The 26,464-nt window shown below is 64.2% G+C and carries 18 protein-coding genes; 6 read left to right on the forward strand and 12 right to left on the reverse strand.

Translation table 11 applies throughout. The features are described from left to right. Positions 1 to 252: 252 nt before the first annotated feature. From NKH50_RS07525 to NKH50_RS07580, 12 genes are all read right to left on the reverse strand, one after another. Positions 253 to 1,137, reverse strand: coding sequence for a transglutaminase family protein (locus NKH50_RS07525; RefSeq protein ID WP_352877682.1), 885 nt, complete (start codon positions 1,135 to 1,137; stop codon positions 253 to 255). Positions 1,138 to 1,144: 7 nt separating this feature from the next. Beyond that, a complete protein-coding gene (locus NKH50_RS07530) occupies positions 1,145 to 3,556 on the reverse strand; it encodes a circularly permuted type 2 ATP-grasp protein (RefSeq protein ID WP_352877685.1) in 2,412 nt (803 codons plus the stop codon). 6 nt (positions 3,557 to 3,562) lie between these two features. Beyond that, positions 3,563 to 6,934: a transglutaminase family protein gene (locus tag NKH50_RS07535; protein WP_352877688.1), complete on the reverse strand. Its 3,372-nt coding sequence runs from the start codon at positions 6,932 to 6,934 to the stop codon at positions 3,563 to 3,565. Positions 6,935 to 7,381: 447 nt separating this feature from the next. Then, a complete protein-coding gene (locus NKH50_RS07540; RefSeq protein ID WP_352877691.1) occupies positions 7,382 to 8,587 on the reverse strand; it encodes an acyl-CoA dehydrogenase in 1,206 nt (401 codons plus the stop codon). 239 nt (positions 8,588 to 8,826) lie between these two features. Continuing rightward, complete coding sequence (locus NKH50_RS07545; protein WP_352877693.1) at positions 8,827 to 11,139, reverse strand: Tex family protein; 2,313 nt, start codon at positions 11,137 to 11,139, stop codon at positions 8,827 to 8,829. Between the two features lie 120 nt (positions 11,140 to 11,259). Further along, on the reverse strand, positions 11,260 to 12,441 hold the full coding sequence (locus NKH50_RS07550) for a serine hydrolase domain-containing protein (RefSeq protein WP_352877696.1): 1,182 nt from the start codon (positions 12,439 to 12,441) through the stop codon (positions 11,260 to 11,262). Between the two features lie 25 nt (positions 12,442 to 12,466). Then, positions 12,467 to 13,663 carry a serine hydrolase domain-containing protein gene (locus NKH50_RS07555; protein ID WP_352877699.1) on the reverse strand — a complete coding sequence of 399 codons (1,197 nt, stop codon included), beginning with the start codon at positions 13,661 to 13,663 and terminating at the stop codon, positions 12,467 to 12,469. Between the two features lie 62 nt (positions 13,664 to 13,725). Further along, entirely contained in the window at positions 13,726 to 14,754 is a 1,029-nt protein-coding gene (locus NKH50_RS07560) for an extracellular solute-binding protein (RefSeq protein ID WP_352702851.1), read from the reverse strand. Positions 14,755 to 14,796: 42 nt separating this feature from the next. Next, positions 14,797 to 15,609 (reverse strand): ABC transporter permease, encoded by an 813-nt coding sequence (locus NKH50_RS07565; protein WP_352702849.1) that lies wholly within the window; start codon positions 15,607 to 15,609, stop codon positions 14,797 to 14,799. Beyond that, on the reverse strand, positions 15,602 to 16,531 hold the full coding sequence (locus NKH50_RS07570) for an ABC transporter permease (RefSeq protein ID WP_352590641.1): 930 nt from the start codon (positions 16,529 to 16,531) through the stop codon (positions 15,602 to 15,604). Before NKH50_RS07570 ends, NKH50_RS07565 begins: the two co-directional genes overlap by 8 nt. Then, positions 16,531 to 17,631 (reverse strand): ABC transporter ATP-binding protein, encoded by a 1,101-nt coding sequence (locus tag NKH50_RS07575; protein WP_352702845.1) that lies wholly within the window; start codon positions 17,629 to 17,631, stop codon positions 16,531 to 16,533. Before NKH50_RS07575 ends, NKH50_RS07570 begins: the two co-directional genes overlap by 1 nt. Positions 17,632 to 17,770: 139 nt before the next feature. Beyond that, entirely contained in the window at positions 17,771 to 19,438 is a 1,668-nt protein-coding gene (locus NKH50_RS07580; RefSeq protein ID WP_352702842.1) for an amidohydrolase, read from the reverse strand. Between the two features lie 141 nt (positions 19,439 to 19,579). Here NKH50_RS07580 and NKH50_RS07585 point away from each other — a divergent pair, with 141 nt between their 5' ends. From NKH50_RS07585 to NKH50_RS07610, 6 genes are all read left to right on the forward strand, one after another. After that, entirely contained in the window at positions 19,580 to 20,611 is a 1,032-nt protein-coding gene (locus NKH50_RS07585) for a histone deacetylase family protein (RefSeq protein WP_352702840.1), read from the forward strand. Positions 20,612 to 20,812: 201 nt separating this feature from the next. Then, on the forward strand, positions 20,813 to 22,456 hold the full coding sequence (locus NKH50_RS07590) for an MFS transporter (protein WP_352702838.1): 1,644 nt from the start codon (positions 20,813 to 20,815) through the stop codon (positions 22,454 to 22,456). A 137-nt stretch (positions 22,457 to 22,593) separates the two neighbouring features. Beyond that, positions 22,594 to 23,454, forward strand: coding sequence for an FAD binding domain-containing protein (locus tag NKH50_RS07595; RefSeq protein WP_352702836.1), 861 nt, complete (start codon positions 22,594 to 22,596; stop codon positions 23,452 to 23,454). After that, a complete protein-coding gene (locus tag NKH50_RS07600; protein ID WP_352478287.1) occupies positions 23,454 to 23,930 on the forward strand; it encodes a (2Fe-2S)-binding protein in 477 nt (158 codons plus the stop codon). Before NKH50_RS07595 ends, NKH50_RS07600 begins: the two co-directional genes overlap by 1 nt. Before the next feature lie 16 nt (positions 23,931 to 23,946). Then, positions 23,947 to 26,211 (forward strand): xanthine dehydrogenase family protein molybdopterin-binding subunit, encoded by a 2,265-nt coding sequence (locus NKH50_RS07605; protein ID WP_352877706.1) that lies wholly within the window; start codon positions 23,947 to 23,949, stop codon positions 26,209 to 26,211. Then, positions 26,211 to 26,456 (forward strand): MoaD/ThiS family protein, encoded by a 246-nt coding sequence (locus NKH50_RS07610; protein WP_023675441.1) that lies wholly within the window; start codon positions 26,211 to 26,213, stop codon positions 26,454 to 26,456. The genes NKH50_RS07605 and NKH50_RS07610 overlap by 1 nt, the downstream gene beginning before the upstream one ends. Positions 26,457 to 26,464 lie beyond the last annotated feature (8 nt).

The following is a 26,464-nucleotide window of genomic DNA, read 5'->3' on the forward strand; positions in this document are numbered from 1 at the left end:
TTAGGTGTTCACAACTCTTCGATACAGAAGTCCTGCAACGAAGCATGGCGAAGGCCTTCCTCGCGCAGGTGGCGACGGCATGGGACAGCTCGTTCAGGGGCGTCTGCCAGCAGGCGTCGTCATCCAGAAAGAATTGTCGACTAGCAGCACCTGCCGATCACCTCGGCCTCGGACCGAAGCGTGGCCAGCGTTCCGGTGACGATTGCCGCCGCATTGGACGATGGAATGATCACGCTCGCGTTCCCGAGACCGTCACGCCTTTTCGAGCACGACCGGTATGACGTCGACTGCCTGCTCGCCAACCTGCCCGCCCGTGGTTTTCAGCACGCCGACGATCGGCGCCACATCGGAGTAGTCGCGGCCATAGCCGACCGTGATATGGTCGTTGCTTGCCCGCATGCCGTTGGTCGGATCGAATTCCTGCCAGCCGGCATCGCGCCCGCACCACACCTTGACCCAGGCATGCATGGCGTCGGCGCCTTCGAGCCGCGGCTTTCCGCGCGGCGGGATGGTGCGGAGGAACCCGCTGACATAGCCGGCAGGAATGCCGAGGCCGCGCAGGCCGGCGATCATGATGTGGGAAAAATCCTGGCAGACGCCGCGCTTCAGGCCGAAGGCGTCGCTGGCCCGCGTCTGCACGGTGGTCGCATCGCCGTCATAGGTGAAATCGCGGTGAATGCGGTTGCACAGAGCCATGGCCGTGCCGACTGTCGAACTGCCGGCACTGCCTTTCGCATAGGCAGTGATTGCCGCGTCGATGCCGGCATGATCGCTGGCGGCCAGAAAGTGATGCGGCGACGCCGGCGCCAGCGAGTGCACGGCGCCGAGTTCTTCCCTCAGCCGGCGTATGTCCGGCGATACGTCGAGCCCGGGCTCCGGCCGCGACACTGAAACACGCGCGCTCATCCTGATGTCGAGCGCATCATGCGCGTCACGAAAGGCGATCGAGGTGACACTGTTGCCGAAAAAATCGGAAAAGTCGGAGCGTTCGCTGGGCGCCGGCACAAAAGACAGTGAAGCGGCGACGACGCGCTGCACGCCAGGGATGGTCGGCGGCAGCACGCGCACCTGATGGCGGCCGCCGCCGGCCGCCGCATCATAGTCGTAACGCAGGTGAAGCCTGATGTCGTAGAGCATGCTGTCTCTACCCGAAAAAGGCTTTGGCGAGGCTGTTGTAGAGCCCGCCGATTTCATTGGCGAGATCGCCGAGGGCCTCGGCCGTCATGTCCGAGGGCTCCTTGATGGCGATCGACGTGTTGAGCTGCAGAATTTCCTTGGCCGCCGGCGACATATGGCCTTCAGCCCCGACGGAGGGCAGCAGCGCGATTTCGGCTTTCAGCCGTTCGAGCTGGAAAAGGATCGAGCGTGGGTTGAGCGGATCGAGCGCCAGAAGGTCGACCACGGTGCGCCGCCCCGCCTGCACCGGATATTGCCGACGGTGCGTCATGACGCTGTCGCCGATCTCCAGCATCATGTCGAGTGCGCCTTCAGGCGCCTGGGCTCTGGTCAGCCGCGCGAGCGTGCGGGCGATCTGGATGCCGCGTTCGAGCCTGCGACCGATTTCGAGGAAACGCCAGCCGGCAAAGCGGTACATGTTCTCGTGCAGCAGACCGGAAAACCCGGCCAGCTTGCGCAGGATCACCGTCATTGCCCTTGTCGCGTCATCGCCCGGCGCCACCGTGGCGGCAAATTGATGGATGGTCTTCGACAGATCCTTCAATGCCAGCCAGCCATCCGGCGAGAAACGGTCTCGGATTTGTCCGGCACTGTACACGGCGCTGTCCAGGGTGCTGATGAGCCCCAATGGGATTGCCGTCTCGACATCGATGCCGAACGGCGCGAGATGGTCCCTGATATCGGCGAGCAGCGGCATCTCGGGATCGGATGTCTCGGCCAGCCGCACATGGTAGGCGCGCAGGATGCGCACCGTGTCTTCCGACCGCTCGATATAGCGCCCAAGCCATGTCAGGTTTTCCGCCGCGCGGCTGGGCAGGCTGCCTGGCAAGGTTCGGGTAAAGCTGTCGTGCTCCTGCGGCAGCAGCGTCTCGCGCTCCACCGGCCTGTCGCTGACCACCCAGACATCCGCCGCCTGGCCGCCGCGCTGCATGGCGATGGCCGTCGGGTCGAGCGAAAAGCCGACACGGGCAAAACCGCCCGGCATCACGGTCCAGCCTTCCGGCGTGCGCGCCAGATAGACGCGCAGGCTGGCCGGCCGCGGCTCCAGCCAGCCGCCGACATAGACCGGGGTGGTCGACAGCGTCACCGCTTCCTGGCCGACGAAGTCGCCGCCGTCCCGTTCGATCCGGGCGACGAGTTCGGTCCGCTCCTCGACCGACAGCGCTGACCCGAGCTTGGTCGAGCCGTCATCCTCGAAGGCGAGCCGCGTCGACAGCGCCGGACCGATCACCATGCTATCGATATTGGCGAGCACATGCTCGCGCTCCGCCTCCTGCCCGCACCACCACGTCGCGACGGTCGGCAGCAGCAGCTCCTCATTGCGCAGGGCGCGCGAAATCTTCGGCAGGAAGGCGAGCAGCGCGCGTGTCTCCATCAGGCCGGAGCCCAGCGCGTTGACGGCCGAAACCGCCCCCTGCCGGACCGCTTCGACCAGCCCCGGCGTGCCGATCTGCGAGTCCGGCCGCAGTTCGAGCGGATCTGCGAAGGCGGCGTCGAGCCGCCGCCACAAGACGCTCACCGGCATCAGCCCCGAAACCGTGCGCACCATCAGCCTGCCGCTCGAGACAGTCAGGTCCTCGCCCTCGAGCAGCATGATGCCGAGATAGCGGGCGATATAGGCATGTTCGTAATAGGTTTCGTTCAGCGGTCCCGGCGTCAGGATGGCGACACGGCCACCGGCTTGCTTGGCCATGCCGATCAGCGCATCGCGAAAACGGCGGAAGAAGCCGGCCAGGCGGTGCACATGCATCTCGCCGTAGATGTCGGACAGCGCCCTTGTGGTGGCGACGCGGTTTTCCAGTGCGAAGCCGGCGCCAGATGGGGCCTGTGTGCGGTCGCCAAGCACCCACCAGCGGCCGTCCGGGCCACGACCGAGCTCGAAGGCGCAGAAATGCAGGAAATGGCCGCTGGCCGGCCTGGTGCCGACGACCGGCCGCAAATATTCCGGGCTGGCCGCGATCAATCCGGCCGGCAGAATGCCTTTCTCGACCAGCCGGTTCGGCCCGTAAATGTCGGCGATGGTCTCCTCGAACAGATCGGCGCGCTGGATCAGGCCGGCGCTGATGTCAGCCCATTCCTGCTCCTCGATCAGCAGCGGCACATGTGCCAGCGGCCATTCCCGCTCGTTGGCGCCGGCCTTGTCATAGACGCGGTAGTAGACGCCGGCGTCGCGCAGGTATTGGTCGGCGCGGGCGAAGCGCTGGGCAAGCTTTTCCGGCCCCAGGTCCTCCAGCGCCTCGATGAAGTGCCGCCAGGCCGGCCGCGGATTGCCCGACGCATCGACCATCTCGTCGACGACGCCGTCGATCGGCTGGTAGTGCTCCAGCAGACTGTGGGTCTGCGGCTTGCTGCGCAGCCTTTTGTGATTCCCCTTCGCCATGGCTGATCAGAGTCTTTGCGGTCGCCGAAGGTCAAGGGTCATCGGGAAATCTTCAGAGGCTTCTTCGTTGCGCAGCACATAGCTGGACGGCGTATGGCCACGCGGCTCGAAGCGGGCGAGCCGCCGCGCCTCCGCTTCGTTGCCGTTGACCGGGAACGTGTCGTAGCTGCGCCCGCCGGGATGCGCGACGTGGTAGACGCAGCCGCCGACCGCGCGGCCCGACCAGCGGTCATAGATGTCGAAGACCAGCGGCGTGTTGACCGGCAGCGCCGGATGCAGGCCCGACGCCGGCTGCCAGGCTTTGAAACGAACGCCCGCCACCGCGATCTCGCGGTTGTCGGTCACCTTCATCGGCACCAGGCGGCCGTTGCAGACGACCGCGTGACGCTCCGGGTTGAGTCCCTCGGTCTTCACCTGCAGCCGCTCGACGGAGGAATCGACAAAGCGCACGGTGCCGCCGATCGCGCCTTGCTCGCCCATCACATGCCACGGCTCCAGCGCTTGCCGCAGTTCCAGCTTGATACCGGCATGCTGGACCTCGCCGCAGAACGGGAAGCGGAATTCGAGCTGGGCGTCGAACCATTCCGGACGGAATGCAAAGCCGTTCAGCTTGAGGTCGTCCAGCACATCGAGAAAGTCAGCCCAGACATAATGCGGCAGCATGAAACGGTCGTGCAGCGAGGTGCCCCAGCGCACGAAGCGGCCGTCGAGCGGGTTCTTCCAGGCCCGAGCGATGATGGCGCGCACCAGCAATTGCTGCGCCAGGCTCATGCGCGCGTTGGGTGGCATCTCGAAGCCGCGGAATTCGACCAGCCCGAGCCGGCCGGTCGGCCCGTCCGGCGAAAATAGCTTGTCGATGCAGATTTCCGAGCGATGGGTATTGCCGGTCACGTCGGTCAGAAGGTTGCGGAACAGCCGGTCGACCAGCCACGGCAGGGGTGCCGCGCCCTTGTCCGGATGCGGCACCTGCGCCATCGCGATTTCGAGTTCGTAGAGCGAATCGTGGCGTGCCTCGTCGAAGCGCGGCGCCTGGCTGGTCGGGCCGATGAACAGGCCGGAGAACAGATAGGACAGCGACGGATGCCGCTGCCACTGCAGCACCAAGCTTTTCAACATGTCGGGGCGGCGCAGGAACGGACTGTCATTGGGCGTTGCGCCGCCCACGACGACGTGGTTGCCGCCGCCGGTACCGGTATGGCGGCCATCGATCATGAACTTGTCGGCGCCAAGCCGCGTCTGCCGCGCCTCCTCGTAGATCGCCGTGGTCGTCGCCACGCAATCCTGCCAATTGGCAGCGGGGTGGATATTGACTTCGATGACGCCGGGATCAGGTGCCACACGGATGACGTTGAGGCGCGGATCGTGCGGCGGGCCGTAACCCTCGATATGCACAGGCAGGCCAATAGCCTTTGCCGCGTTCTCCGCCGCCGCGACCAGTTCGAGATAGTCCTCCAGCGCCTCGACAGGCGGCATGAACACACAAAGCCGTCCGTCGCGCGGCTCGACCGAAAGTGCCGTGCGCACGGCGCCGCCGATCTCGGTGATCTCCTGTTCGACGCGGTCCTGCTGGCCGGTAACGGCCGTGAAGGAAACGGCCTGCTGACGTCGCGCCATTTCGTCGGCGCCTTCAAGTTCGGCCGACGCAGGCGAAGAAGCAGAATCGGGCAAGATCGCCTCACGCGCCGGCAATGGTCCGCGCGGCAGCGATGGGTCGACCGGCACGATGTAGGGGAACTGCGCCGGCGGCACGTAAGGCAGCGTGCCGAGCGGCAGGCGGTAACCTACCGGTGAATCTCCCGGCACCAGGAACAGCCTGCCGCGCCGCGTCTTCCACTTCTCCGAGCGCCAGCGCGGTCCTGACGCCTGGCTGTTCCAGCGCTGGACAGGCAGCACATAGCCCGACGGCTTGGTCAGCCCGCGTTCGAACACCCGCGCCATGCGGCTGCGCTCCTCCGGGTCCTCCAGCTTCGAATTGGAAGGATCGACGTTGTCAGGCAGCTTGCCCTCCTTGAGCAGCCATTCGGCGGGATCCTCATAGGCTTCGCTGACCATCGTCTTGTCGATGCCGAGTTCGTCGGCAATCGCGGTCAGCAGGCTCTCGGCCTGCATCGGTCCGACATCCGCCTCGCTCTTTTCATGCGCGATCAGCGACGGGTCGCTCCACACCGGCTCGCCGTCGGTGCGCCAGTAGAGCGAGAAGGTCCAGCGCGGCAGGCTTTCGCCGGGGTACCACTTGCCTTGCCCGTAATGCAGGAAGCCGCCCGGCGCGAAGCGCTCGCGTAGCCGGCGGATCAGCGCATCGGCCTTTTCGCGTTTGGTCGGCCCGACGGCGGCGGTGTTCCACTCTGCAGCCTCGAAATCGTCGATCGAGACGAAGGTCGGCTCGCCGCCCATGGTCAGCCGCACGTCGCCGGCCTGGAGCGCGGCATCGACCTCGACCCCCAGCGCGTCCAGCGCCTGCCAGCTCTCGTCGGAGAACGGCTTGGTAATGCGCGGATGCTCGGCGATGCGGTCGACCCGCATGTCGAAGCCGAACTCGACATTGGCGAAGCTCGCCATGCCGGAGATCGGCGCGGCATTGCGGAAATGCGGCGTTGCCGCGAGCGGCACATGGCTTTCGCCGGTGAGCAGGCCGGAGGTCGGGTCGAAGCCGATCCAACCGGCGCCCGGCAGATACACCTCGCACCAGGCATGGAGATCGGTGAAGTCAACGGCGGTGCCGGGCGGTCCGTCAAGCGCGACGAGGTCGGGCTTCAGCTGGATCAGGTAGCCGGAGACGAAGCGCGCAGCGATGCCGAGGTTCCTCAGTATCTGCACCAGGAGCCAGCTGGAATCCCGGCACGACCCCTTGCCGGCGGCCAGCGTTTCCTCGGGCGAGAAGACGCCGGTTTCCATGCGCACGATATAGGCGATCTCGCGCTGCAGCCGCGCATTGAGGTCGACGACAAAATTGACGGTGTTGGTCGGGCCGCGGTCGAGGGTTTTGAGGAATGCCTCCAACAGCGGCCCCGCCGGTTCCGGCGTCCGGTAGATGGTCAGATCGTCCCTGATCTCTTCGGGGTATTCGAACGGAAACGTCTCGGCCGAGGGCTCGACGAAGAAATCGAACGGATTGTAGACCGTCATGTCGGCAACGAGATCGACCTCGATCTTCAGTTCCGTCACCGGCTCGGGGAAGACGAAGCGGGCAAGGAAATTGCCGTAGGGGTCCTGCTGCAAATTGACGAAGTGATTTGCCGGCCCGACCTTCAGCGAATGGCTGAGCACTTTCGTGCGGGAATGCGGCGCAGGCTGCAACCTTATGACTTGCGGGCCCAAGACGACCGGCCTGTCGTATTTGTAGTGGGTCAGGTGATAGACGGCTGCCAGAATTGCCATGGTGCCCCTGAGGTCGGTGTTTCAAAAGGAGTTCGCTGAACCCTGACACGAATGCTGAGCATTCTCCAAGCAGAGATGTTGCGCTGCACCTAAATCAAGCAGCTTTCATAGCTTCACGAAACGGAGCGCCGACCCGGGGATTCCGCGGCGTGGCGGCATGACGTTGCAACGGTGCTGGGCCGAAGGCCGGCGGGTTAGCATCGGGCGCTGTCCCGCCGATATCGATGATCGGCAGCACGCGCGATGCTTGGTCGAAAAGAAGCTGAAAGAAAAACCCGCCTCGGTGGGCGGGTCGTCGGCGCCCATTGGCACCATACCCAAATTAATAGCATAGCTGCCGGCACAAAGCAAGAACAAAATGTGACACCGCCGACGAAAGCTGCCGATCGCCCGCCTTGCGGGGATGCCAGGCAATGGCGCCCTGGAAGCGGAGGACCCCTGCCAATGCTAGAAGAACGCCTGCAACCCGGTCTGCGCCCGTCCGAGGATCAGCGCATGCACGTCATGCGTGCCCTCATAGGTGTTGACGGTTTCCAGGTTCTGGGCGTGGCGCATGACGTGGTAGCCGATCTGGATGCCATTGCCGCCATGCATGTCGCGGGCCTGGCGGGCGATGTCGAGCGCCTTGCCGCAATTGTTGCGCTTGACGAGCGAGATCATCTCGGGCGCCATCTTGCCTTCATCCATCAGCCGCCCGACGCGCAGGCTACCCTGCAGGCCGAGCGCGATTTCGGTCTGCATGTCGGCGAGCTTCTTCTGGAAAAGCTGCGTGCCGGCCAGCGGCTTGCCGAACTGCTTGCGATCAAGGCCATACTGGCGGGCGCGGTGCCAGCAATCCTCGGCCGCGCCCATGGCACCCCAGGAGATGCCGTAGCGCGCCCGGTTGAGACAGCCGAACGGACCCTTCAGGCCCGAGACATTGGGCAGCAACGCATCTTCGCCGACCTCGACGCCTTCCATCACCACTTCGCCGGTGATCGAGGCGCGCAGCGACAGCTTGCCGCCGATCTTCGGCGCCGACAGCCCGTTCATGCCCTTTTCCAGGATAAAGCCGCGAATCTGGTTGTCATGCGCGCCCCCACTTTCGTCGGACAACTTTGCCCAGACCACGAAAACGTCGGCGATCGGCGCGTTGGAAATCCACATTTTCGAGCCGGAGATCCTGTAGCCGTTCGCGGTCTTCTCGGCCCGCGTATTCATGCCGCCCGGGTCGGAACCGGCATCAGGTTCGGTCAAGCCAAAGCAGCCGATCCATTCGCCCGACGCCAGCTTCGGCAGGTATTTCCTGCGCTGTTCTTCCGAGCCATAGGCATGGATCGGATACATCACCAGCGACGACTGCACGCTCATCATCGAGCGATAGCCGGAATCGATCCGCTCCACTTCCCGCGCGACCAGCCCGTAGGTGACGTAGTTGGCGCCGAGCCCGCCATATTCCTCGGGGATGGTGATGCCGAGCAGACCCGCCTCGCCCATTTCGCGAAAGATCCCGGCGTCGGTCTTTTCCTCGAGGTAGGCTTCCTCGATCTTCGGAGCGAGCTTGTCGGCGGCAAACGCCGCGGCGCCATCGCGCACCATGCGCTCGTCCTCCGAAAGCTGGTCCTCGATCAGGAAAGGATCATCCCAGACGAATGCGTTCTTGTCGGCGGCCATGGCTCTCGGTCTCCCAAACTCATGCATGTCGCCCAAAGCTTGCCCGCGGGCCTGACCCGAGGGTGTTCGGCAGCCTGGAGATAACGACATGCATCGAAACAGAAATCTTGAAACGCGCGGCTTATCGGCTCCCGTCCTAAAAAAATCAAACGAAATAGCTTCGCCGATCCATGAGCATTGGTGATGGATCATCAATGTCGAGCGCCGCCGTCTGACCTGGCACAGCCCGGCTCGCGAAATTATTTCCGCTTTAACGCATCGGCCAACGCGGCGCCGAACGCGCCCTGCTGCGCCGGCCGCTCCGGCTGGCGTTGGGGCGCCGGCGCGCGCGGCACCGGCCTGCTGCCATTGTCGCGTGGCTTCGGTGCGCCACCGTCGCCGTCCTTGCGCATCGACAGGCCGATGCGCTTGCGCTTGATATCGACGTCGACGACGCGCACTTTGACCACGTCGCCCGCCTTGACCACTTCATGCGCGTCCTTGATGAACCGATCAGCCAGTTGCGAGACGTGCACCAATCCGTCCTGGTGCACGCCGATATCGACGAAGGCGCCGAAAGCCGCGACATTGGTGACGGTGCCTTCAAGCTGCATGCCGGGCTTCAGATCCTTGATGTCGTCGATGCCATCGGCAAAGGTCGCGGTCTTGAAGCCGGGGCGCGGATCGCGGCCGGGCTTTTCCAGCTCCGCCAGGATGTCGCGCACCGTCGGCACGCCGAAGCGCTCATCGACGAAGACGCGCGGATCGAGCGCCTTGAGTGCGGCGCTGTCGCCCATCAGCGAGCGGACGTCGCGCCCGCAGGCCGCAACGATCTTCTTGGCAACGCCATAGGCTTCCGGATGCACGGCCGAGGCATCGAGGGGTTCGCTGCCGTTTGGAATGCGCAGGAAGCCGGCGCATTGCTCGAACGCGCGGGGTCCAAGGCGGGAGACCTTCAACAGTTCGCGGCGGCTGGCGAACGGGCCGGTCGCGTCCCGGTGCGCGACGATCGCCTCGGCCAGCGATGCGCCGAGACCCGAAACCCGCGCCAGAAGCGGCGCTGACGCCGTGTTGAGATCGACGCCGACGGCGTTGACCGCATCCTCGACCACCGCTTCCAGCGAGCGGCCGAGCCGGTACTGGTCGACATCGTGCTGATACTGGCCGACGCCTATCGACTTCGGCTCGATCTTGACCAGTTCGGCGAGCGGATCCTGCAGGCGCCGCGCGATCGACACCGCCCCGCGCAGCGACACGTCGAGGCCGGGAAATTCCGCCGCCGCCGTTGCCGACGCCGAATAGACCGAGGCGCCGGCCTCGCTGACGATCACCTTGAGCGGCTTCGGCCCGGACCCGGCCGGCATATCAGCCAGCATGTCGGCCACCAGCCTTTCGGTCTCGCGGCTGCCAGTGCCGTTGCCGATCGAAATCAGCTCGACCTTGTGCAGCCGGATGAGCTTCGCCAGTTCGGCCTGCGTGCCGCGGACATCGTTCTTCGGCGGGAACGGATAGACCGTCGTCGTCGCCAGAACCTTGCCGGTGCCGTCCACCACCGCCACTTTGACCCCGGTGCGGATGCCCGGATCGAGGCCCATCGTCGGCCGTGAGCCGGCGGGCGCGGCAAGCAGCAAATCCTTGAGATTGCGGGCGAAGACATGGATTGCTTCCTCCTCGGCCCGCTCGCGCAAGTCCCGCATCAGATCGAGCGTCAGGTGCAGCGACAGCTTTATGCGCCAGGTCCAGCCGGCGACCTCCATCAGCCAGCGGTCGCCTGGCAACTGGCGGCCGATGGCGTAGGCGTCGGCGATCATCCGCTCGACCGGTTTCACCGGTGACACATCGTCGGCATCGACCTCGATGTCGAGCGACAGCACCTCCTCGTTGCGGCCACGCAGCATGGCCAGTGCGCGATGGCTCGGCACGTTGGCCCAGCGCTCTACATGGTCGAAATAGTCCGAAAATTTGGCGCCGGCCTCCTGCTTGCCGTCGACGACGCGCGACCGCAGGAATGCGCGTTCCTTCATATAAGTCCGCAATCTGCCGACCAGGTCGGCATTCTCGGCGAACTGCTCGGACAGGATGTCGCGCGCACCCTCGAGCGCTGCCTTGGCGTCTGCCACGTCTTCGCTGATGTAGGCCAGCGCCAGCTCGGCGGGCATGGCCGCACGGTCGGCGAGAATAGCTTCCGCCAGCGGGCCCAGCCCATGCTCGCGCGCGATCTCCGCCTTGGTCCGGCGCTTCGGCTTGTAAGGCAGGTAGATATCTTCGAGTTCCGCCTTGGTCACGGCAGCAGCGATTTTCGCTTCAAGCTCCTCGGTTAGCTTGCCCTGCTCGCGGATCGAACCAAGGATGGTGTCGCGGCGCGCGTCGAGTTCGCGCAGATAGGCGAGCCGCTCGGCAAGATCGCGCAGCTGCGTGTCGTCGAGGCCGCCGGTGACCTCCTTGCGGTAACGCGCCACAAACGGCACTGTCGCGCCGTCGTCCAGCAAACCGATCGCCGCCGCAGCCTGTTCGGGCCGCGCGCCGATTTCGGCGGCTATGATGATTGCGATGCGCTTGATGTCGGATGCCATGTCGTACCTGTCGTTGGTCGAAAAGAGCAGCGACCATAGGCGGAGACGCCCGCTGCGCCAACCGCGACGTTTTCAACCCGCTGAGAGGTCCACAGGAAGCTGCGGGCTGTCTGGATCGGATCAGACCATCCGGCTCAGCGCCTCGAAGAAAGAAATCATATCCAGATCGAGCGGATCGTCGACCGGTACCGGCTGCGACGACATCTTTGCGATTACAATTTCGGCCTTCGGATTGACGTAAAGCCACTGGCCGTGGATGCCGATGCCGCAGAAGGCGCCGCTTGCCGCGCCCGTCTGGTACCATTTGTTGCGATAGCGGCCACGCGGAAACAGGAACGCCATCGTGCCGCGTTGCCAAGCCTCGGCGTCACCGCCAGTTTCGGTCGTATCGCGCACCCAGCTCTCCGGCACGATACGGCAGCCATTGGCCATGCCGCCTTGCCGCATCATCTCGCCGACCCGGGCGAGGTCGCGCGGCGTCACCGAAATGCCGCCGGCCGTACGCGCCGTGCCTTCCATGTCCACGGTTACCGAAGCTTCGCTGACAGCGCCGAGCGGCTCCCATAATTTCTCGCGCATCAGATCGGCGAAGCGCCGGCCCGACGCACGTTCGAGCAGGATGCCGAGCAGGTCGGAATTGGGCGAACGGTAGCGGAACGTCCGGCCATGCGGCTCGGCCAGGCCCTGCAGCGTCATGAGGAAAGTGGCCAGGCTCTCGGTGCCCCCGCCTGGATTCCACAGCATGGCGCGGCGATAGCGGGCGAAGGCGCTTTCCGGATCGAGATAGGCCTCTTCGAAGTCGAGGCTGACACCCATGTCGAGCACGTGCCGCACACTCGCATCGCCATAGGCCGAGCCGGCAGCTTCGGGCAGATAGCGGCTTACCGGAGCCTGCGGATCGAAAATCCCCTCGCCTGCCAATATCCCGGCAACAATCGCGGTCAGCGACTTGCTGATCGAAAAGACGATGTGGCGCGCCCCGAACTCCATATGCGGTGCGAACCAGTCGCCGACGAATTTGCCGCCTTTCATGATCGTCAGCGCGTCGGTATCGGAGCGCTTGAGAAAAGCTGCGACAGTCCCCGCGCCGCCTGCAAGAGCGACCTTTTCACCAAGTAGCCCGCCGAAATCCTGCGCCGGCGCCTCGCTGCTGCCCGGCTTTGCCGCCACGGCAGCGCTCGGCACCAGCTCGCCGGCATTCTGGAACGACCACCGGCTGAACGGGCTTTCTCGCCAATTGCCGAGCAGCACTTGGTTTCGGGCAAAGCCATACCTGGTCTCGAACGCGGTCCTGCCGGCCATTGGAGCTTCCTTCGGTCTTGGCGTTCTAGGCGAGCGCCGCGGCGATCGCGTGCACGGCTTTCAAAGTCGCCACCGAATAGGCGACGTTGGTAAAATCCGGATAGCTCGAAAGCTTCACCACGACCATTTTCATGTTCCAGTCGATATGGATCAGCTGCCCGAACACGCCCCGGCACATCAGTGCCCGCGAGCGCGGGTCCTCGATCCAGAACTGGTTGCGGTAGCTGCCTTCCGGCAGGCTGGGACTGAAGTCCGGTCCATGCCTGCCATTGCGCGTCGCCTCGATCCAGTCGGCCGGCACCACGCCGCCGCCATTGTCGAGGATCAGCTGGCCGAAGCGGCCATAGTCGCGCAGCGTGGCGTTGAAGCCGCCGTCGGCAACTGCATAACCGGCGCTGTCGACGGTGAAGCAGGCACTTTCATCCGCGCCGAGCTTTTGCCAGAGCTCTTCCGAGACCAGCTGCGCCAGGCGCTTGCCGCTCACCCGTTCCATGATGAAGGCAAGCACGTCGGTCTCGATCGAGCGGTATTCGAAGGCAGCGCCGTGCGGTCGGCTCTTTTCCTTAAGCCCCAGGATCAACTCGAATATGTGCGACGGCCAGCGGAAGGCCGGATCGCTGTCCGGCGGCACCGGCTTCCAGCCGGTGGCGACATCGACCTGGCCGATGTCCGAATAGGGATCGGTGTATTCCTCGGAAAAGCTCACCCCGCTCGTCATGTCGAGCGCATGCTGCACACTGGCGCCTGCCCAGCCGGTCGCCTCCAGCTCCGGCAGATAGGTCGTCACCGGCAAAGCCGGATCGATCAGCCCGCGTCCGACCAGTATGCCGAACACCGATGCGGTGACCGACTTCGCCATCGACTGCGACAGATGCAGCGTGCGCTCGGTCATGCCGTTGAAGTAGCGCTCATAGGCGACCTTGCCGTCCTTGAGCACGAGGAACCCGTCGGTGTAGGTCTCGTCGAGCAGCCCGGCCAGCGTCGTCGCCTTACCCGTGCTGTCGCTCACCGGCAGCGCATCGAAATCGACCTCGGCCCGGTCCAGCCTGTGGCGATGGCCGTTGCCGCGCCAGACTTCGACGGTCGGCAGAATTTCGCGGATATGCTGGAACGCCCATCGGTTCCATGGCGGCCGGTCCCAGTCGAGCTTCGGCGGAACCATCTGCGGCGGCGAACCCTGCATGATCGGCGGCGCCGGTTCGCTGTTGCGGTAAGATTTCATCCAACCCCCTTGCGCAAGGAAGGGAGGCCGAAGCCTCCCTTCAGTCTGATCCTAGAGCAAGGCTACTTGCGCAAATTGGTCCAGATCTTGTTGTAGATCTCGACCACTTCCGGTGGGCAAGGCGGTACGAATTCCGCCGCCGGTGCACCGGCCGGCGGATTGATTTCCGGCGCGCTGGCGAAATCGGGCGGCAGGAACTTGTGACTGCCGGCAATGCCGTTGTCGTAGCCGGCGAATTCCGAAATCAGCGCCGCGTTTTCCGGAGCCATGACGAAATCCTGGAACAGCTTGGCGTTTTCGAGATTCTTGGCGCCCTTCAACACGGCGACATTGTCCATCCAGCCTTCGATGCCTTCCTTGGGATAGGCATATTTGATCGCCGGGATTTTCTGGCGCGCACGATAGGTTGCGCCATTCCAAGCCTCGGTAACGATCACGTCGCCGGAGGTGATCTTGGTTATGGTGTCGTAGCTGAAGGTCTTCCATGACGGCTTGGCGGCCATCAGTATGTCGTTGACCTTCTTCAGATTGGCCTTGTCGGCGCCGCAGCGCGGCACGCCGGCATAGCGCTCGGCCGCATGCATCACAGTGTTGACATCGTCGAGCATGTTGATCTGGCCCTTCAACTCGTCTGGCGGATCGAACAGGATCGCCAGCGTGTCGATGTCGCCCTTGTATTTGTCGGTGTTGACTTCGAACGCAGTGGTGCCGAATTGCCACGGGACGGTGTAGTGACGGCCATTGTCCCAGTAGATGTCGACGAAGCGCGGGTCGAGGTTCTTGCCGTTCGGCATCGCATTGGGCTCGGTCTTTTCGAGCAGGCCCTCATCGATCATGATCTTCACGGTGTAGTCGGAAGGGACGACGATGTCATAGCCGGAATTGCCGGCGCGTACCTTCGACAGCATCGTCTCATTCGAATCGTAGTCGTCCAGCGTCACTTTGACGTTGTACTGTTTTTCGAATTTTTCGATCAGCTTCGGGTTGGTGTAGTCACCCCAATTGTAGATGTGCAGCTCACCGTCGGCGAGCGCAGGCACCGCCCATAAAAGCGCCGCCGTCGACACGGCAGCCATCATTTTCCTAGACATCACGCTCTCCTTTGCCTTCGCATTGATTCACTGGCCTATAATTTACTTGGCGCGTCGGCGCGCGATCAGGAACGAGATTGAGACGAACAGGATCGAAACCAGCAGCAGGATGGTGGAGATGGCATTTATCTCCGGCGTCATTGGCCGCCTGATCTGGTTCCAGATGTAGAGGGGCAGCGTCGTCTGCCCGGGGCCGGCGACCAGCTGCGTGATGGTGAAATCGTCGAAGGAGACGATAAAGGCGAGCGCCCCACCTGACAGGATGCCGGGAACCAGCAATGGCAGCGTTATGCGCCTGAAAGCATGCCACGGCGTGGCATAGAGGTCGGCCGCCGCAGCTTCGAGCGTCAGGTCCATGTCCTCGAGCCGCGCCCGGATCGGCATATAGGCGAATGGAATGCAAAAAACGGTGTGGGCGAGGATCAGATTGCCGATGCCGAAATTGAGCCCGAAAGTGCCCGCGATCAACGCAAAGAAAGAGAGCGTCGCCACCGCTGTGATGATTTCTGGAACCATCAGCGGCAGGTTGATGACCATGAAGGCGGCCGACAGCCCGCGCCACGGCTTCACGCGGGTCATGCCGATTGCCGCCAGCGTCGCGGCGATCGTCGAAACGATCGTGGCGGTGACAGAGATGATCAGCGTGTTCTTGGCGGCGTTGTGGAATTCCTGGTTGAACAGCGCCCTGCCATACCAGCCGAACCCGATGCCCTCCCAACGCGTCACCAGAGACCCTGTATTCAGCGAAAAGATCATCAGGATCAGGATCGGCGCGTAGAGCACGCAGAGGCAGATGATGGCGATCGAGCGGAACCCCGGCTGGTCCTTGATATCGGTACTGCGGGGGTCAGCCATGCGCCATCTTCCCCGACGTGTTGCGGACATAGAAGTAGAGCGCCACCAGCACCGCAGCCATCAGGATCAGCGCCTGCGCGCAACCGAGCGGCCAATTGCGCCCGGAACCGAACTGCTGGGCGATGAGATCGCCGATCATCAGATGGATGCCGCCGCCCAGGATCAGCGGCGTCACATAAGCGCCGAGGGCCGGAATGAAGACCAGCAGGCAGCCGGCGATGATGCCGGGCCGCGACAGCGGGATGATCACGCGCCACAGCACCTGCCGACGTGTCGCGTAGAGGTCGTAGGCGGCCTCGACCAGCCGGAAATCCAGCTTCTCCAGGCTGGAATAGAGCGGCAGCACCATGAACGGCAGGAACGAATAGAGCAGGCCGAGCTGGATGGCGAAGTTGGTGTAGAGCATGGTGATCGGCTTCTCGATCACCCCCAGTGCCATCAGCGCGTTGTTGATGAGGCCTTCGTCGCGGATGATGAACATGATGGCGAGCGTGCGCACCAGAAGGTTCGACCAGAATGGGATGGTCATCAGCAGCACCCACCAGTTGCGCTGCGCCGGCGGTCGCGTCGCCATGAAATAGGCGGTCGGAAAGCCGAGCAGCAGGCAGATGATCGTCGTCACCACGGCAAACAGAAACGAGCGCAAATAGATGATCAGGAAATCCGGCGTGAACTGCAGCGTGTCGTCGAAAATATCGCGCTGGAACAGGAAGTTCAGATAGGCGTCTGTCGAGAACTTCCACTGCACCCCGCCATAGGGTGCTGCGGCGAGAAATGAATAGATGAGGATGATGAGAAGCGGCAGCACGCCGAAGATGCCGATGATTACCAAAGCCGGTAGCGAAAGCAGGCGGTGGCGCCTTGCAGTGGCTTTCTCCGCCTCCGCTTCGAATACCGCCGCCTTGGAAAACGTGACTGCCATCAATCCCTCAAAATGCGCGCGCCATCGTCCTCGAACACGACACCGACCTTGACGCCCGGCTCGAATGAGACGGCGCCCGAGCGGCTATTCTGGTGGCGCACGATGAAATCGTCGCCGCCGTCGAGCTTCACGTGATAGTGGGTGTCGGTGCCGAAATAGACGACATTTGCCAGGGTTCCCGAGACCATGCCCTTGGCGGCATCGGCGACGAGATCGGCATGTTCCGGCCGCACCACAACAGTCACCGCGCCGGAAGGGTCGAAGTTTTCCGGAAATCCCGCCGCCACCGTCGCTTCGGAGGCGATCTTCACCATCGCGATACCGGATTTCTTCGACACGACAGTGCCCTTGAGGAAATTGGTTTCGCCAATGAAGTCGGCAACGAAGCGCTCGGCCGGCCGGTCGTAAATATCGCGCGGCGTGCCGACCTGCAGGATCTTGCCGGCCGACATCACCGCGATGCGGTCCGACATGGTCAGCGCTTCTTCCTGGTCATGGGTGACGAAGATGAAGGTGATGCCGGTCTGGTGCTGCAGCCGTTTCAGTTCGATCTGCATTTCCTTGCGCAGCTTGTAGTCGAGTGCCGACAACGGCTCGTCGAGCAACAGCACTTTTGGCTGCGGTGCCAGCGCGCGCGCCAGTGCCACGCGCTGCTGCTGGCCGCCGGAGATCTGGCTGGTGCGGCGGGCACTCAGCGCCTCCATCTTGACCAGCTTCAGCATCTCGGCGACGCGCGCCTTGATTTCGGTCTTCGGCTTGCCCAGCATCTCCAGGCCGAAGCCGATATTCTCGGCCACGGTCATGTGCGGGAACAGCGCGTAGGACTGGAACACGGTGTTGACTGGCCGCTTGAACGGCGGTAGCGGCGCGATGTCGTGCCCGTGCAGCAGGATTTCGCCTTCGCTGGGAAAATCGAAGCCGGCGATCAGCCGCAGCAGCGTCGTCTTTCCGCAGCCCGACGGCCCCAGCAGCGTGAAGAACTCGTTCTCGCGGATCGACACCGAAACCGTGTCGAGAGCGGCGACTTGGGCGTCCCCGGTACCGAACACCTTGCGGACGCCGCGGACCTCGATTGCACTCTTACCCGGTTGATCCGGCACGCATTACCCCATTTTCATGTCCGCTCTTGATGGCGGATCCAGTTCCCATTCGATTGTCAGCATATGCCGGTCGGCTTGGCAACCATGCATCTGGACCTCGGTTCAGAATGCAAGCTCCGTGCCATCGTCAGCGTCATCATCAACCCTGGTAAGTGATCTTGCCGCCGCAGATGGTGCTGACCGGATGCACCTTGTGTAGCAAACCCGGTTCAGTTGCCTCGATATCGGCCGACAGCACCACCAGATCGGCCAGATAGCCTGGTTTCAGCCGGCCTTTGCGGTGTTCCATGAATTCGGCATAGGCACCTTCGACCGTATAACCGGCAAGCGCCTCGATCAGCGAGAAGCTCTGGTCTGGATCGCCCTCTGCCCAAGGCTTGCGCAGCACCGCCGCCTGAATGCCCAGGATCGGGTCGACCCGCGACACCGGCCAGTCGGAAGCGAAGACGACATGCGCGCCCGCCTGTTTCAGTGTCCGCCAGGCATAGCTCAGCGGCCATCTTTCGCGGCCGATGCGCGAAAGCGTCGGCTCCAGCGGGAAGTCCATGGCGCCGGGCGGGTGCGGCGGCTGCATCGAGGCGATGACGCCGAGTTCGGCGAAGCGCGGCACGTCGGCGGCAGTTGTGACCTCGATGTGCTCGACCCGGTGCCGGCTGTCGCGCCTGCCGTTCTTCCGCTGCGCCGCCTCGTAACCGTCGAGAACCGCGCGCACCGCGCCGTCGCCGATCGAATGCACGGCGATCTGCAGGCCGCGCCTGTCGGCCTCCAGCGCCACCTCGGCGAAATGCTCGGGCGTAAACAGCGGCTCACCGCGCCAGCCCGGCCGGTCGGCATAGTCATCGACCATGACCGCGGTCCAGCCCTCCAGCACGCCGTCGTAAAACATCTTGACCATGCCGGACGACAGCCATTCCGATTGGTAGGAGTTGGCCATGCTCGATGCCTTTTCCAGCATGTCGAGCGTCATGAAATTCTTGAAATGAAAAGGTATCTTGGTGCGGCAGAGCAGCCGCCCTTCCTGTTCCAGCCCGGCTAGCAGCTGGAGCTGGTAAAAATTGCCGTCCATGTTCTGGATCGAGGTGATGCCGTGGCGGGCGCACCATTCCAGCCCGCGATGCATCAGGTCGCGATCGGCAGCGACTTCGGCGGCGGAAGGGTACGGCTCGGGCTCGCCGCCTGTCGCAAGGCCGAGCCGCACGCGGTTCTGCCCGGAAAGCTCGAGGATCGGCCCGAACGCCTCGCCCTCGCGCAATTCGCCGGCCGCGAGGCCGTCGGCGCCCATGACGATCTCGTTGCCGGGCCCGAGTTGTCTGCCGTGCAGGATGCCGGCCAGCTCCAGCGCCTTGGTATTGGCCCACATCGTGTGGTGATCGGAAGCCGACATCGCGAACGGCCGGTCGGGGATGATGCGGTCGAGATGGTGGCGGGTGACCGGCTCTTCCCTGGACAGGATGGTGTAGTCGACGCCGGCCCCAAGCAGCAGCTTGGCGTACGGTCGTGCCGCCGCGTAGGCACGGATCGCTTCGCTCAGCGCATCGAAGCCATGCACGCCCTGAAGGTGCAGATTGTCGAGTTCGGCCGCGCCGCCGAAAAGATGCATATGCGCTTCGATGAAGCCCGGCACCACCGACCCGCCTTGCGCATCGATGACCTTCGTGGCCGGCCCTTTCAGCGCCTCGACCGTCCGGCGATCGCCGACCGCCAGGATGTTGCCGTCCTTTATCGCCACCGCCTCGGCCGTCGGATTGCCTTCGTCCATGGTCAGCACACGGGCATTGGTGACGATCAGGTCGGCATTTGAACTCATGATTACCCGCGGTTCGGTTGCGCTGCCGACAGGCTAGACGACCGGCTGCCGGGCCAGCAAGCCATGGCCGGTTGGCCCAGCGCCTTGTGGAGGGCCATGCAGGACGGTTAGGGTCGCCGCGTCTCACCACGGAACAAGTTCATGAAGACTGTTTTTTCGCCTCTCCATGCCGGCCATTCCGGCAATGTCGAATTGATCGCCGGCGCCATCGTGCCCGCATTTGAAAAGCCTTCGCGCGCCGAGTTCATCAGGGCGCGGGTGGAGAGCGAAAAACTCGGTCCGATCCTGCCGCCGGAAATCCACGACCTCGCCGCCGCCAGGAAGGTGCATGACAGCGACTACATCGATTTCCTGCCGACCGTGTGGCCGCTCTGGGAAGCATCGGGCCGCAGCGGTTCGGCCATTCCCTTCACCTGGCCGACGCGCGGCCTGCGCGGCGACGTGCGACCGAATGGCATCGATGCGCTGCTCGGCTTCTACTCCTTCGATGGCGGCGCGACGTTCGTCAAAGGTACATGGGACGCGATCAAGTCGTCCTATGACGTCGCGCTGACAGCCGCCGCGTTGGTCAAGGCCGGTGACCGTTCGGCCTTCGCGCTCTGCCGACCGCCGGGGCACCATGCCGGCGCAGCCTTCATGGGCGGCTATTGCTTCATCAACAACGCCGCCGTCGCCGCGCAATGGTTTCGCGACCATGGCGCCGGGCGCGTGTCGATCCTCGACGTCGATTATCACCACGGCAACGGCACCCAGGAGATCTTCTACCGCCGCGGCGACGTGCAGGTGCTGAACCTGCATGGCGATCCGATGACCGAATATCCCTTCTTCCTCGGCCATGCCGACGAGCGCGGCGAGGGCGACGGCGAAGGCTTCAACGACAATTATCCGATGCCCTTCGGCACCGGCTGGGAGGTGTGGAACGCCTCACTTGAGGACGCCTGCACGAGGCTTTTGGCTTATGCTCCTGACGTCGTCGTGGTTTCGCTCGGCGTCGACACCTTCGAGAAGGACCCGATCAGCCAGTTCAAGCTGAAAACGGGCGACTATCCCAGGATCGGCCGCCGCATCGCCAGGCTCGGCCTGCCGACGCTGTTCGTCATGGAAGGCGGCTACGCCGTCGAGGAGATCGGCATCAACGCCGTCGGCGTGCTGACCGGTTTCGAGGACCGCTAAAAGTGCCGCCGTGCCCGCAACTCATATGGCGCACTCGGCGCGGCGAGCGCCACGGCGGGCCGGCGCTATCTTGTTGTTGGACCATGATGTTTTTCCAGAATGCGTTCGCCCTTTGCGACGTGATGTTCTATTTTTTGAATCCATGGCTTGAGGGGCCGATTCATCGGAAGAACAAACGCATTTGAGCCCGGGAAAGCATTTATGAGGGACGACACACCGGAAAGCGAAAGCGCCTCGGCGCTGGCGCCGTTCCGGCACGGCATCTTCCGGGCGGTGTGGTCCGCCAGCCTGGTTTCCAATTTCGGCGGTCTCATCCAGGGCGTTGGCGCCGCCTGGATGATGACGACGATCGCCACCTCGTCCTACCAGGTCGCGTTGGTCCAGGCCTCGACCACCTTGCCGATCATGCTGTTTGCGCTGCTGGCCGGCGCTATCGCCGACAGCTTCAACCGGCGCAAAATCATGCTGATCGCGCAGATGTTCATGCTCGTCGTCTCGGCTCTTCTGACCGTCTTCACCTATCTCGACCTGATGACGCCGTGGACGCTGCTCGCCTTCACCTTCCTGATCGACAGCGGCACCGCGCTCAACAGCCCGTCCTGGCAGGCTTCGGTTGGCGACATGGTGCCTCGCACCAAGGTGCCGGCGGCGATCGCGCTCAACTCGATGGGCTTCAACCTGACGCGCAGCGTCGGCCCGGCGATCGGTGGTATCATCGTTGCCGCGGCAGGTGCCGCCGCGGCCTTCGCCGTCAACACGCTGAGCTATGTCGGCCTCATCGTCGTGCTGGCCCGCTGGAAGCCGGAACTGCCGGCATCGACCTTGCCGCGCGAGACGCTGGGCGCCGCAATGGGCGCTGGCCTGCGCTACGTCGCCATGTCGCCTAACATCGGCAAGGTGCTGGTCAGGAGCTCCGCTTTCGGCTTCAGCGCCGGCGCGGTCCTGGCATTGCTGCCGCTGGTCGCACGTGACGTCGTCAAGGGTGATGCCCTGAGCTACGGCATCATGCTCGGCGCCTTCGGCATCGGCGCCGTCGGCGGCGCGCTGATCAGCGTCAGGCTACGGCAGCTGCTGTCCAGCGAAACCATGGTGCGCACGGCATTCGCCGGTTTCGCCGTCTGCGCCGTCAACGCCGCCGTCAGCAATCATGCGTGGCAGACGTCGCTCGGCCTGCTGGTCGGCGGCGCCTGCTGGGTGACGGCGCTGTCGCACTTCAACGTCACCGTACAGATGTCGACGCCGCGCTGGGTGGTCGGCCGCGTGCTCTCAGTCTACCAGACCGCGACCTTCGGCGGCATCGCGCTCGGCAGCTGGGTCTGGGGCGTCGTCGCCGACGCGCATGGCGCCGAAGTCGCCCTGATGGCGGCCAGCGTCGCCATGCTGGCGGGAGGTGCCATCGGCCTGCTGCTGCCGCTGCCGCAGCAGGCGGTGCTCAACCTCGATCCGCTCAACCGCTTCCAGGAGCCGCATCTGGCGCTTGATCTCAAGCCGCGCAGCGGTCCAATCGCCATCATGATCGAATATGTCATCCGTAACGAGGACGTGCCGGAATTCCTCGCCACCATGGCCGAGCGCGGCCGCATCCGCCGCCGTGACGGCGCCCGCAACTGGACATTGGCGCGCGATCTCGAGAATCCGTCGATATGGATCGAGCACTACCACACGCCGACCTGGGTCGAGTATATCCGCCACAATCGGCGCGCCACCTACGCGGACGCCGTCATCGGCGAGCGTATAAGGGCGCTGCACAGCGGCAACGAGCCACCGCGCGTCCGCCGCATGATCGAGCGCCCGACGACAGCCGGCACGGCGCTGGTCATGCCGAAGGGGCCGATCGAGCATTAGTGGCTGGCGGTGCGTCCAGTTGGACGAGCAAAATGAAATTGCGGCGCCTGGCCCAATCCGCGAATGCACGAACAGGATGGCCATTGTCGAGAGACGGTTATATCAGTTGATGTGACTATGACCAGTAAGGGGAGACGATGCGTTACATACGTCCGCTTTCAATTGAAGACGCCGCCGGCCTGTTGGCCGACTCAGCCGGCACGGCCGCCATCCTCGCCGGAGGCAGCGACCTCTTGGTAAGAATGAAGGGCGGCTTTATCGAACCCGACCTGATCGTCGACATCAAGGCGATCGACGGGCTTGGCGAGATCAGGGAAACAGCCGAGGGCTTCAGCATCGGCGCGGCGGTCCCATGCGCCGTGCTGGGCGAGAACACGGCCCTGCAGAAGGCATGGCCCGGCGTCGTCGAAGCGGCCAAGCTGATCGGCTCGAAGCAGGTGCAGGGACGCTGCACCATCGTCGGCAATCTCTGCAACGCCTCGCCGGCCGCCGACAGCGTGCCGGCACTGGTGGCCGCTGGCGCCAAGGCGGTGGTCGTCGGCCCTGGAACCAGGCGACCGATTGCCGTGGAAGCGGTGCCGACTGGGCCGGGCAAGACGTCGCTGGCCAAGGGCGAGATCATCGAGGCAATCCTGCTCGACAAACGTCTGCCGCGTTCGGGCGATGCCTATCTGCGTTTCATTCCGCGTACCGAGATGGACATCGCGGTGGTCAGCGCCGGCGTGAACCTGACGCTCGATGAGCAAGGTCGCGTCAAATCCGCCCGCCTGGCGCTAGGCGCCGTGGCGCCGACGGTGGTTCTGGTCGAGGAGGCTGCCGAGGTTCTCATCGGCTCCAAGCTGGACGAAGCCACGTTGGAAAGGCTCGCCAAAGTCTGCTCGGGCGCCTGCCGTCCGATCGACGACAAGCGAGGCACTATCGAATTCAGACGGAAAGTTGCGGGTGTGCTGGCCAAGCGGGCCGCCACGACCGCCTATGCACGTGCAGGAGGCAAGTGATGGCCGGTGTAGCAGTATCAACGACAATCAACGGCGACAATGTCGAGTTCCTTTGCCAGCCGGACGAGACGCTGCTTGATGTCCTGCGCGATCGCCTGGGGCTGACGGGCGCCAAGGAAGGCTGCGGCACCGGCGACTGCGGCGCCTGCAGCATCATCCTCGACGATCGGCTGGTGTGCTCGTGCCTGGTGCTCGGTGCGGAAGCCGAGGGCCGTCACCTCGAGACCATCGAGGGTATGGCGCATGGCGACAGGCTGCATCCGCTGCAGCAGAAATTCCTGGAGCACGCCGCACTTCAATGCGGCGTCTGCACGCCGGGCTTCCTCATGGCGGCCAAGGACCTTTTGGCCAAGAACCCCGATCCGACCGAGGAGGAGATCCGCTTCGGCCTCGCCGGGAACCTCTGCCGCTGCACCGGCTATGACAAGATCGTGCGTGCCGTTCAGGACGCCGCCATCGTAATGAAACAAGCGTGATGAAGGGAGCATAACGATGAATTTCGATCCGCGTTACTCCGGACGCAATTTCACCTCTGTCGGCACGCGTCCCATTCGTCCCGATGGTGTCGACAAGGTGACGGGCCGCGCACGCTATGGCGCCGACTTCAACATGGCCGGGCAGTTGGTCGGGCGCGTTCTCAGAAGCCCCCATGCGCATGCCACGATCAGGAAGATCGACACGTCGAAGGCGCAGATGCTCCCCGGCGTCAAGGCGGTGATCACCGCGGCCGACCTGCCCGACCTGACCGACGGCGATGCCGCCATGTACGACATCCTCGACAACTGCATGGCGCGCAAGAAAGCGCTCTATGACGGCCATGCCGTGGCCGCGGTCGCTGCGGTCGATGCCCGCACGGCGAGGCAGGCACTGAAGCTGATCGAGGTCGACTACGAGGTGCTGCCGCATGTCACCGACGTCGACGAGGCGATGAAGCACTCCGCACCCCTGATCAACGACGCCATCTTCACCGAGGGCCTCGAGGAAAAGCCCGTCAAGCCTTCAAACGTCACCAAGCGAACCCAGTACGGCCATGGCGACATCCATGAAGGCTTCGGCCAGGCCGATTACGTCGTCGAACGCTCCTTCAAGACCGAGCAGACGCACCAGGGTTATATCGAGCCGCATGCCTGCGTGGCCAATGTCAGCTCCGACGGCACCGCCGACCTCTGGGTCTGTACGCAGGGCCATTTTGTCTACCGCCAGCACTGTGCCCAGTTGCTTGGCATGGAAGCCTCGAAGCTGCGCGTCACCTCGTCGGAGATCGGCGGCGGTTTCGGCGGCAAGACCCATGTCTGGGCCGAGCCGGTGGCACTGGCGCTGTCACGCAAGGCCGGCCGGCCGGTCAAGCTGGTCATGACGCGCGACGAGGTGTTCCGCGCCTCCGGCCCGACCAGCGCCACCTCGATCGATGTTCGGATCGGCGCCCGCAAGGACGGCACGATTACGGCGGCCGAGGCGACGCTGCGCTATTCCTGCGGCCCCTATGCCGGCATGTGGGCCGAGATCGGCGCCATGACCGCCTTTGCCTGCTACAAGCTCGAGAACGTCAAGACGGTCGGCTACGAAGTGCTGGTCAACCGGCCCAAGACCGCGGCCTATCGGGCGCCGTCGGCGCCGATGGCAGCGTTTGCGGTGGAAAGCGCGGTCGACGAGCTGGCCAAGGAGATCGGCATGGACCCGGTCGAGTTTCGGATCAGGAACGCGGCGCAGGAAGGCACCAGATCGTCCTACGGCCCGGTATATGGGCCGATCGGCATCGGGCCGACGCTGGAGGCGGCCAAGAACCATCCGCACATGAAGGCGCCGCTCGGCAAGAATCAGGGCCGCGGCATGGCTTGCGGCTTCTGGTTCAACTTCGGCGGCCAGACCTGCACCGACCTCAACATGGGCATGGATGGCTCGGTCTCGCTTGCCGTCGGCACGGTCGATGTGGGTGGTTCCCGCGCGTCGCTGTCGCTGGTGGCGGCGGAGGAGCTCGGTATCCCCTATGAGCAGATCAAGGCGGTGGTCGCCGATACCTCCAGCCTCGGCTACAACGACATGACGGACGGCAGCCGCGGCACCTTCTCGTCTTCGATGGCGACGATCTCCGCCGCTCGCAACGCCATCAAGGTCCTCAGGCAGCGCGCCGCGCAGATGTGGGACATACCCGTCGACGACGTGGTCTGGGAAGAGGGTCATGCGATTGCCAAGGGCGCGACGCACGGCAACCTCTCGCCGCTGTCGCTGAAGGAGATCGCGGCCGCTTCCGGAAAGACGGGCGGACCCATCGCAGGCCATAGTGAGCTCGTCGCCGACGGCGCCGGCGTCTCCTTCGCCACCCATATCTGCGATATCGAGGTGGATCCCGAGACAGGCTCGACCAGGGTGCTGCGCTACACCGTCGTTCAGGACGCCGGCAAGGCGGTGCATCCGACCTATGTCGAGGGACAGTACCAGGGCGGTGCCGCGCAAGGCATCGGCTGGGCGCTCAACGAGGAGTATATCTACGGCAAGGACGGGCGGCTGCAGAACCCTGGCTTCCTGGATTACCGCATCCCGGTCTGCTCGGACCTGCCGATGATCGACACGCAGATCCTCGAGATCCCCAATCCTAACCATCCTTACGGGGTGCGCGGCGTCGGCGAGACCTCGATCGTGCCGCCGCTGGCGGCGATCGCCAATGCGGTGTCGAACGCCGCGGGCGTGCGCATGACGCACATTCCGATGTCGCCGCCGCGCATCCTGGCGGCGCTCGAGGCGGAACGGGGAGGCTGATGGTCGAAGTAACGCTCTGGGGGTCGCTCGGCGCGATCGCCGGAGGCAAGAGCAAGGTCGAAATCGAGGCCAAGGATATTCGGGAGCTGTTCAGGAAACTGGCCGAACAGTATCCCGGCCTCGAGCCATACATCGATCGCGGCATCGCCGTCGCCATCGACGGGACGATCTATCGCGACACCTGGTCGAAGGAACTGCCGGAAGGGGCGGAGATTTTTCTGCTGCCGCGGTTGGCGGGGGGATAGGTGGGGTC

The organism is Mesorhizobium sp. M1027 (genome assembly GCF_040318745.1).
In the GTDB taxonomy this organism is placed as follows: domain Bacteria; phylum Pseudomonadota; class Alphaproteobacteria; order Rhizobiales; family Rhizobiaceae; genus Mesorhizobium.

Coding starts and splice junctions, on each gene's coding strand:
- NKH50_RS07610 (WP_023675441.1), top strand. CDS start 26,211: ATGGTCGAAGTAACGCTCTGGGGGTCGCTCGGCGCGATCGCCGGAGGC.
- NKH50_RS07600 (WP_352478287.1), top strand. CDS start 23,454: ATGGCCGGTGTAGCAGTATCAACGACAATCAACGGCGACAATGTCGAG.
- NKH50_RS07530 (WP_352877685.1), bottom strand. CDS start 3,556: ATGGCGAAGGGGAATCACAAAAGGCTGCGCAGCAAGCCGCAGACCCAC.
- NKH50_RS07595 (WP_352702836.1), top strand. CDS start 22,594: ATGCGTTACATACGTCCGCTTTCAATTGAAGACGCCGCCGGCCTGTTG.
- NKH50_RS07605 (WP_352877706.1), top strand. CDS start 23,947: ATGAATTTCGATCCGCGTTACTCCGGACGCAATTTCACCTCTGTCGGC.
- NKH50_RS07570 (WP_352590641.1), bottom strand. CDS start 16,531: ATGGCAGTCACGTTTTCCAAGGCGGCGGTATTCGAAGCGGAGGCGGAG.
- NKH50_RS07535 (WP_352877688.1), bottom strand. CDS start 6,934: ATGGCAATTCTGGCAGCCGTCTATCACCTGACCCACTACAAATACGAC.
- NKH50_RS07545 (WP_352877693.1), bottom strand. CDS start 11,139: ATGGCATCCGACATCAAGCGCATCGCAATCATCATAGCCGCCGAAATC.
- NKH50_RS07585 (WP_352702840.1), top strand. CDS start 19,580: ATGAAGACTGTTTTTTCGCCTCTCCATGCCGGCCATTCCGGCAATGTC.
- NKH50_RS07555 (WP_352877699.1), bottom strand. CDS start 13,663: ATGAAATCTTACCGCAACAGCGAACCGGCGCCGCCGATCATGCAGGGT.
- NKH50_RS07540 (WP_352877691.1), bottom strand. CDS start 8,587: ATGGCCGCCGACAAGAACGCATTCGTCTGGGATGATCCTTTCCTGATC.
- NKH50_RS07550 (WP_352877696.1), bottom strand. CDS start 12,441: ATGGCCGGCAGGACCGCGTTCGAGACCAGGTATGGCTTTGCCCGAAAC.
- NKH50_RS07580 (WP_352702842.1), bottom strand. CDS start 19,438: ATGAGTTCAAATGCCGACCTGATCGTCACCAATGCCCGTGTGCTGACC.
- NKH50_RS07560 (WP_352702851.1), bottom strand. CDS start 14,754: ATGTCTAGGAAAATGATGGCTGCCGTGTCGACGGCGGCGCTTTTATGG.
- NKH50_RS07565 (WP_352702849.1), bottom strand. CDS start 15,609: ATGGCTGACCCCCGCAGTACCGATATCAAGGACCAGCCGGGGTTCCGC.
- NKH50_RS07525 (WP_352877682.1), bottom strand. CDS start 1,137: ATGCTCTACGACATCAGGCTTCACCTGCGTTACGACTATGATGCGGCG.
- NKH50_RS07590 (WP_352702838.1), top strand. CDS start 20,813: ATGAGGGACGACACACCGGAAAGCGAAAGCGCCTCGGCGCTGGCGCCG.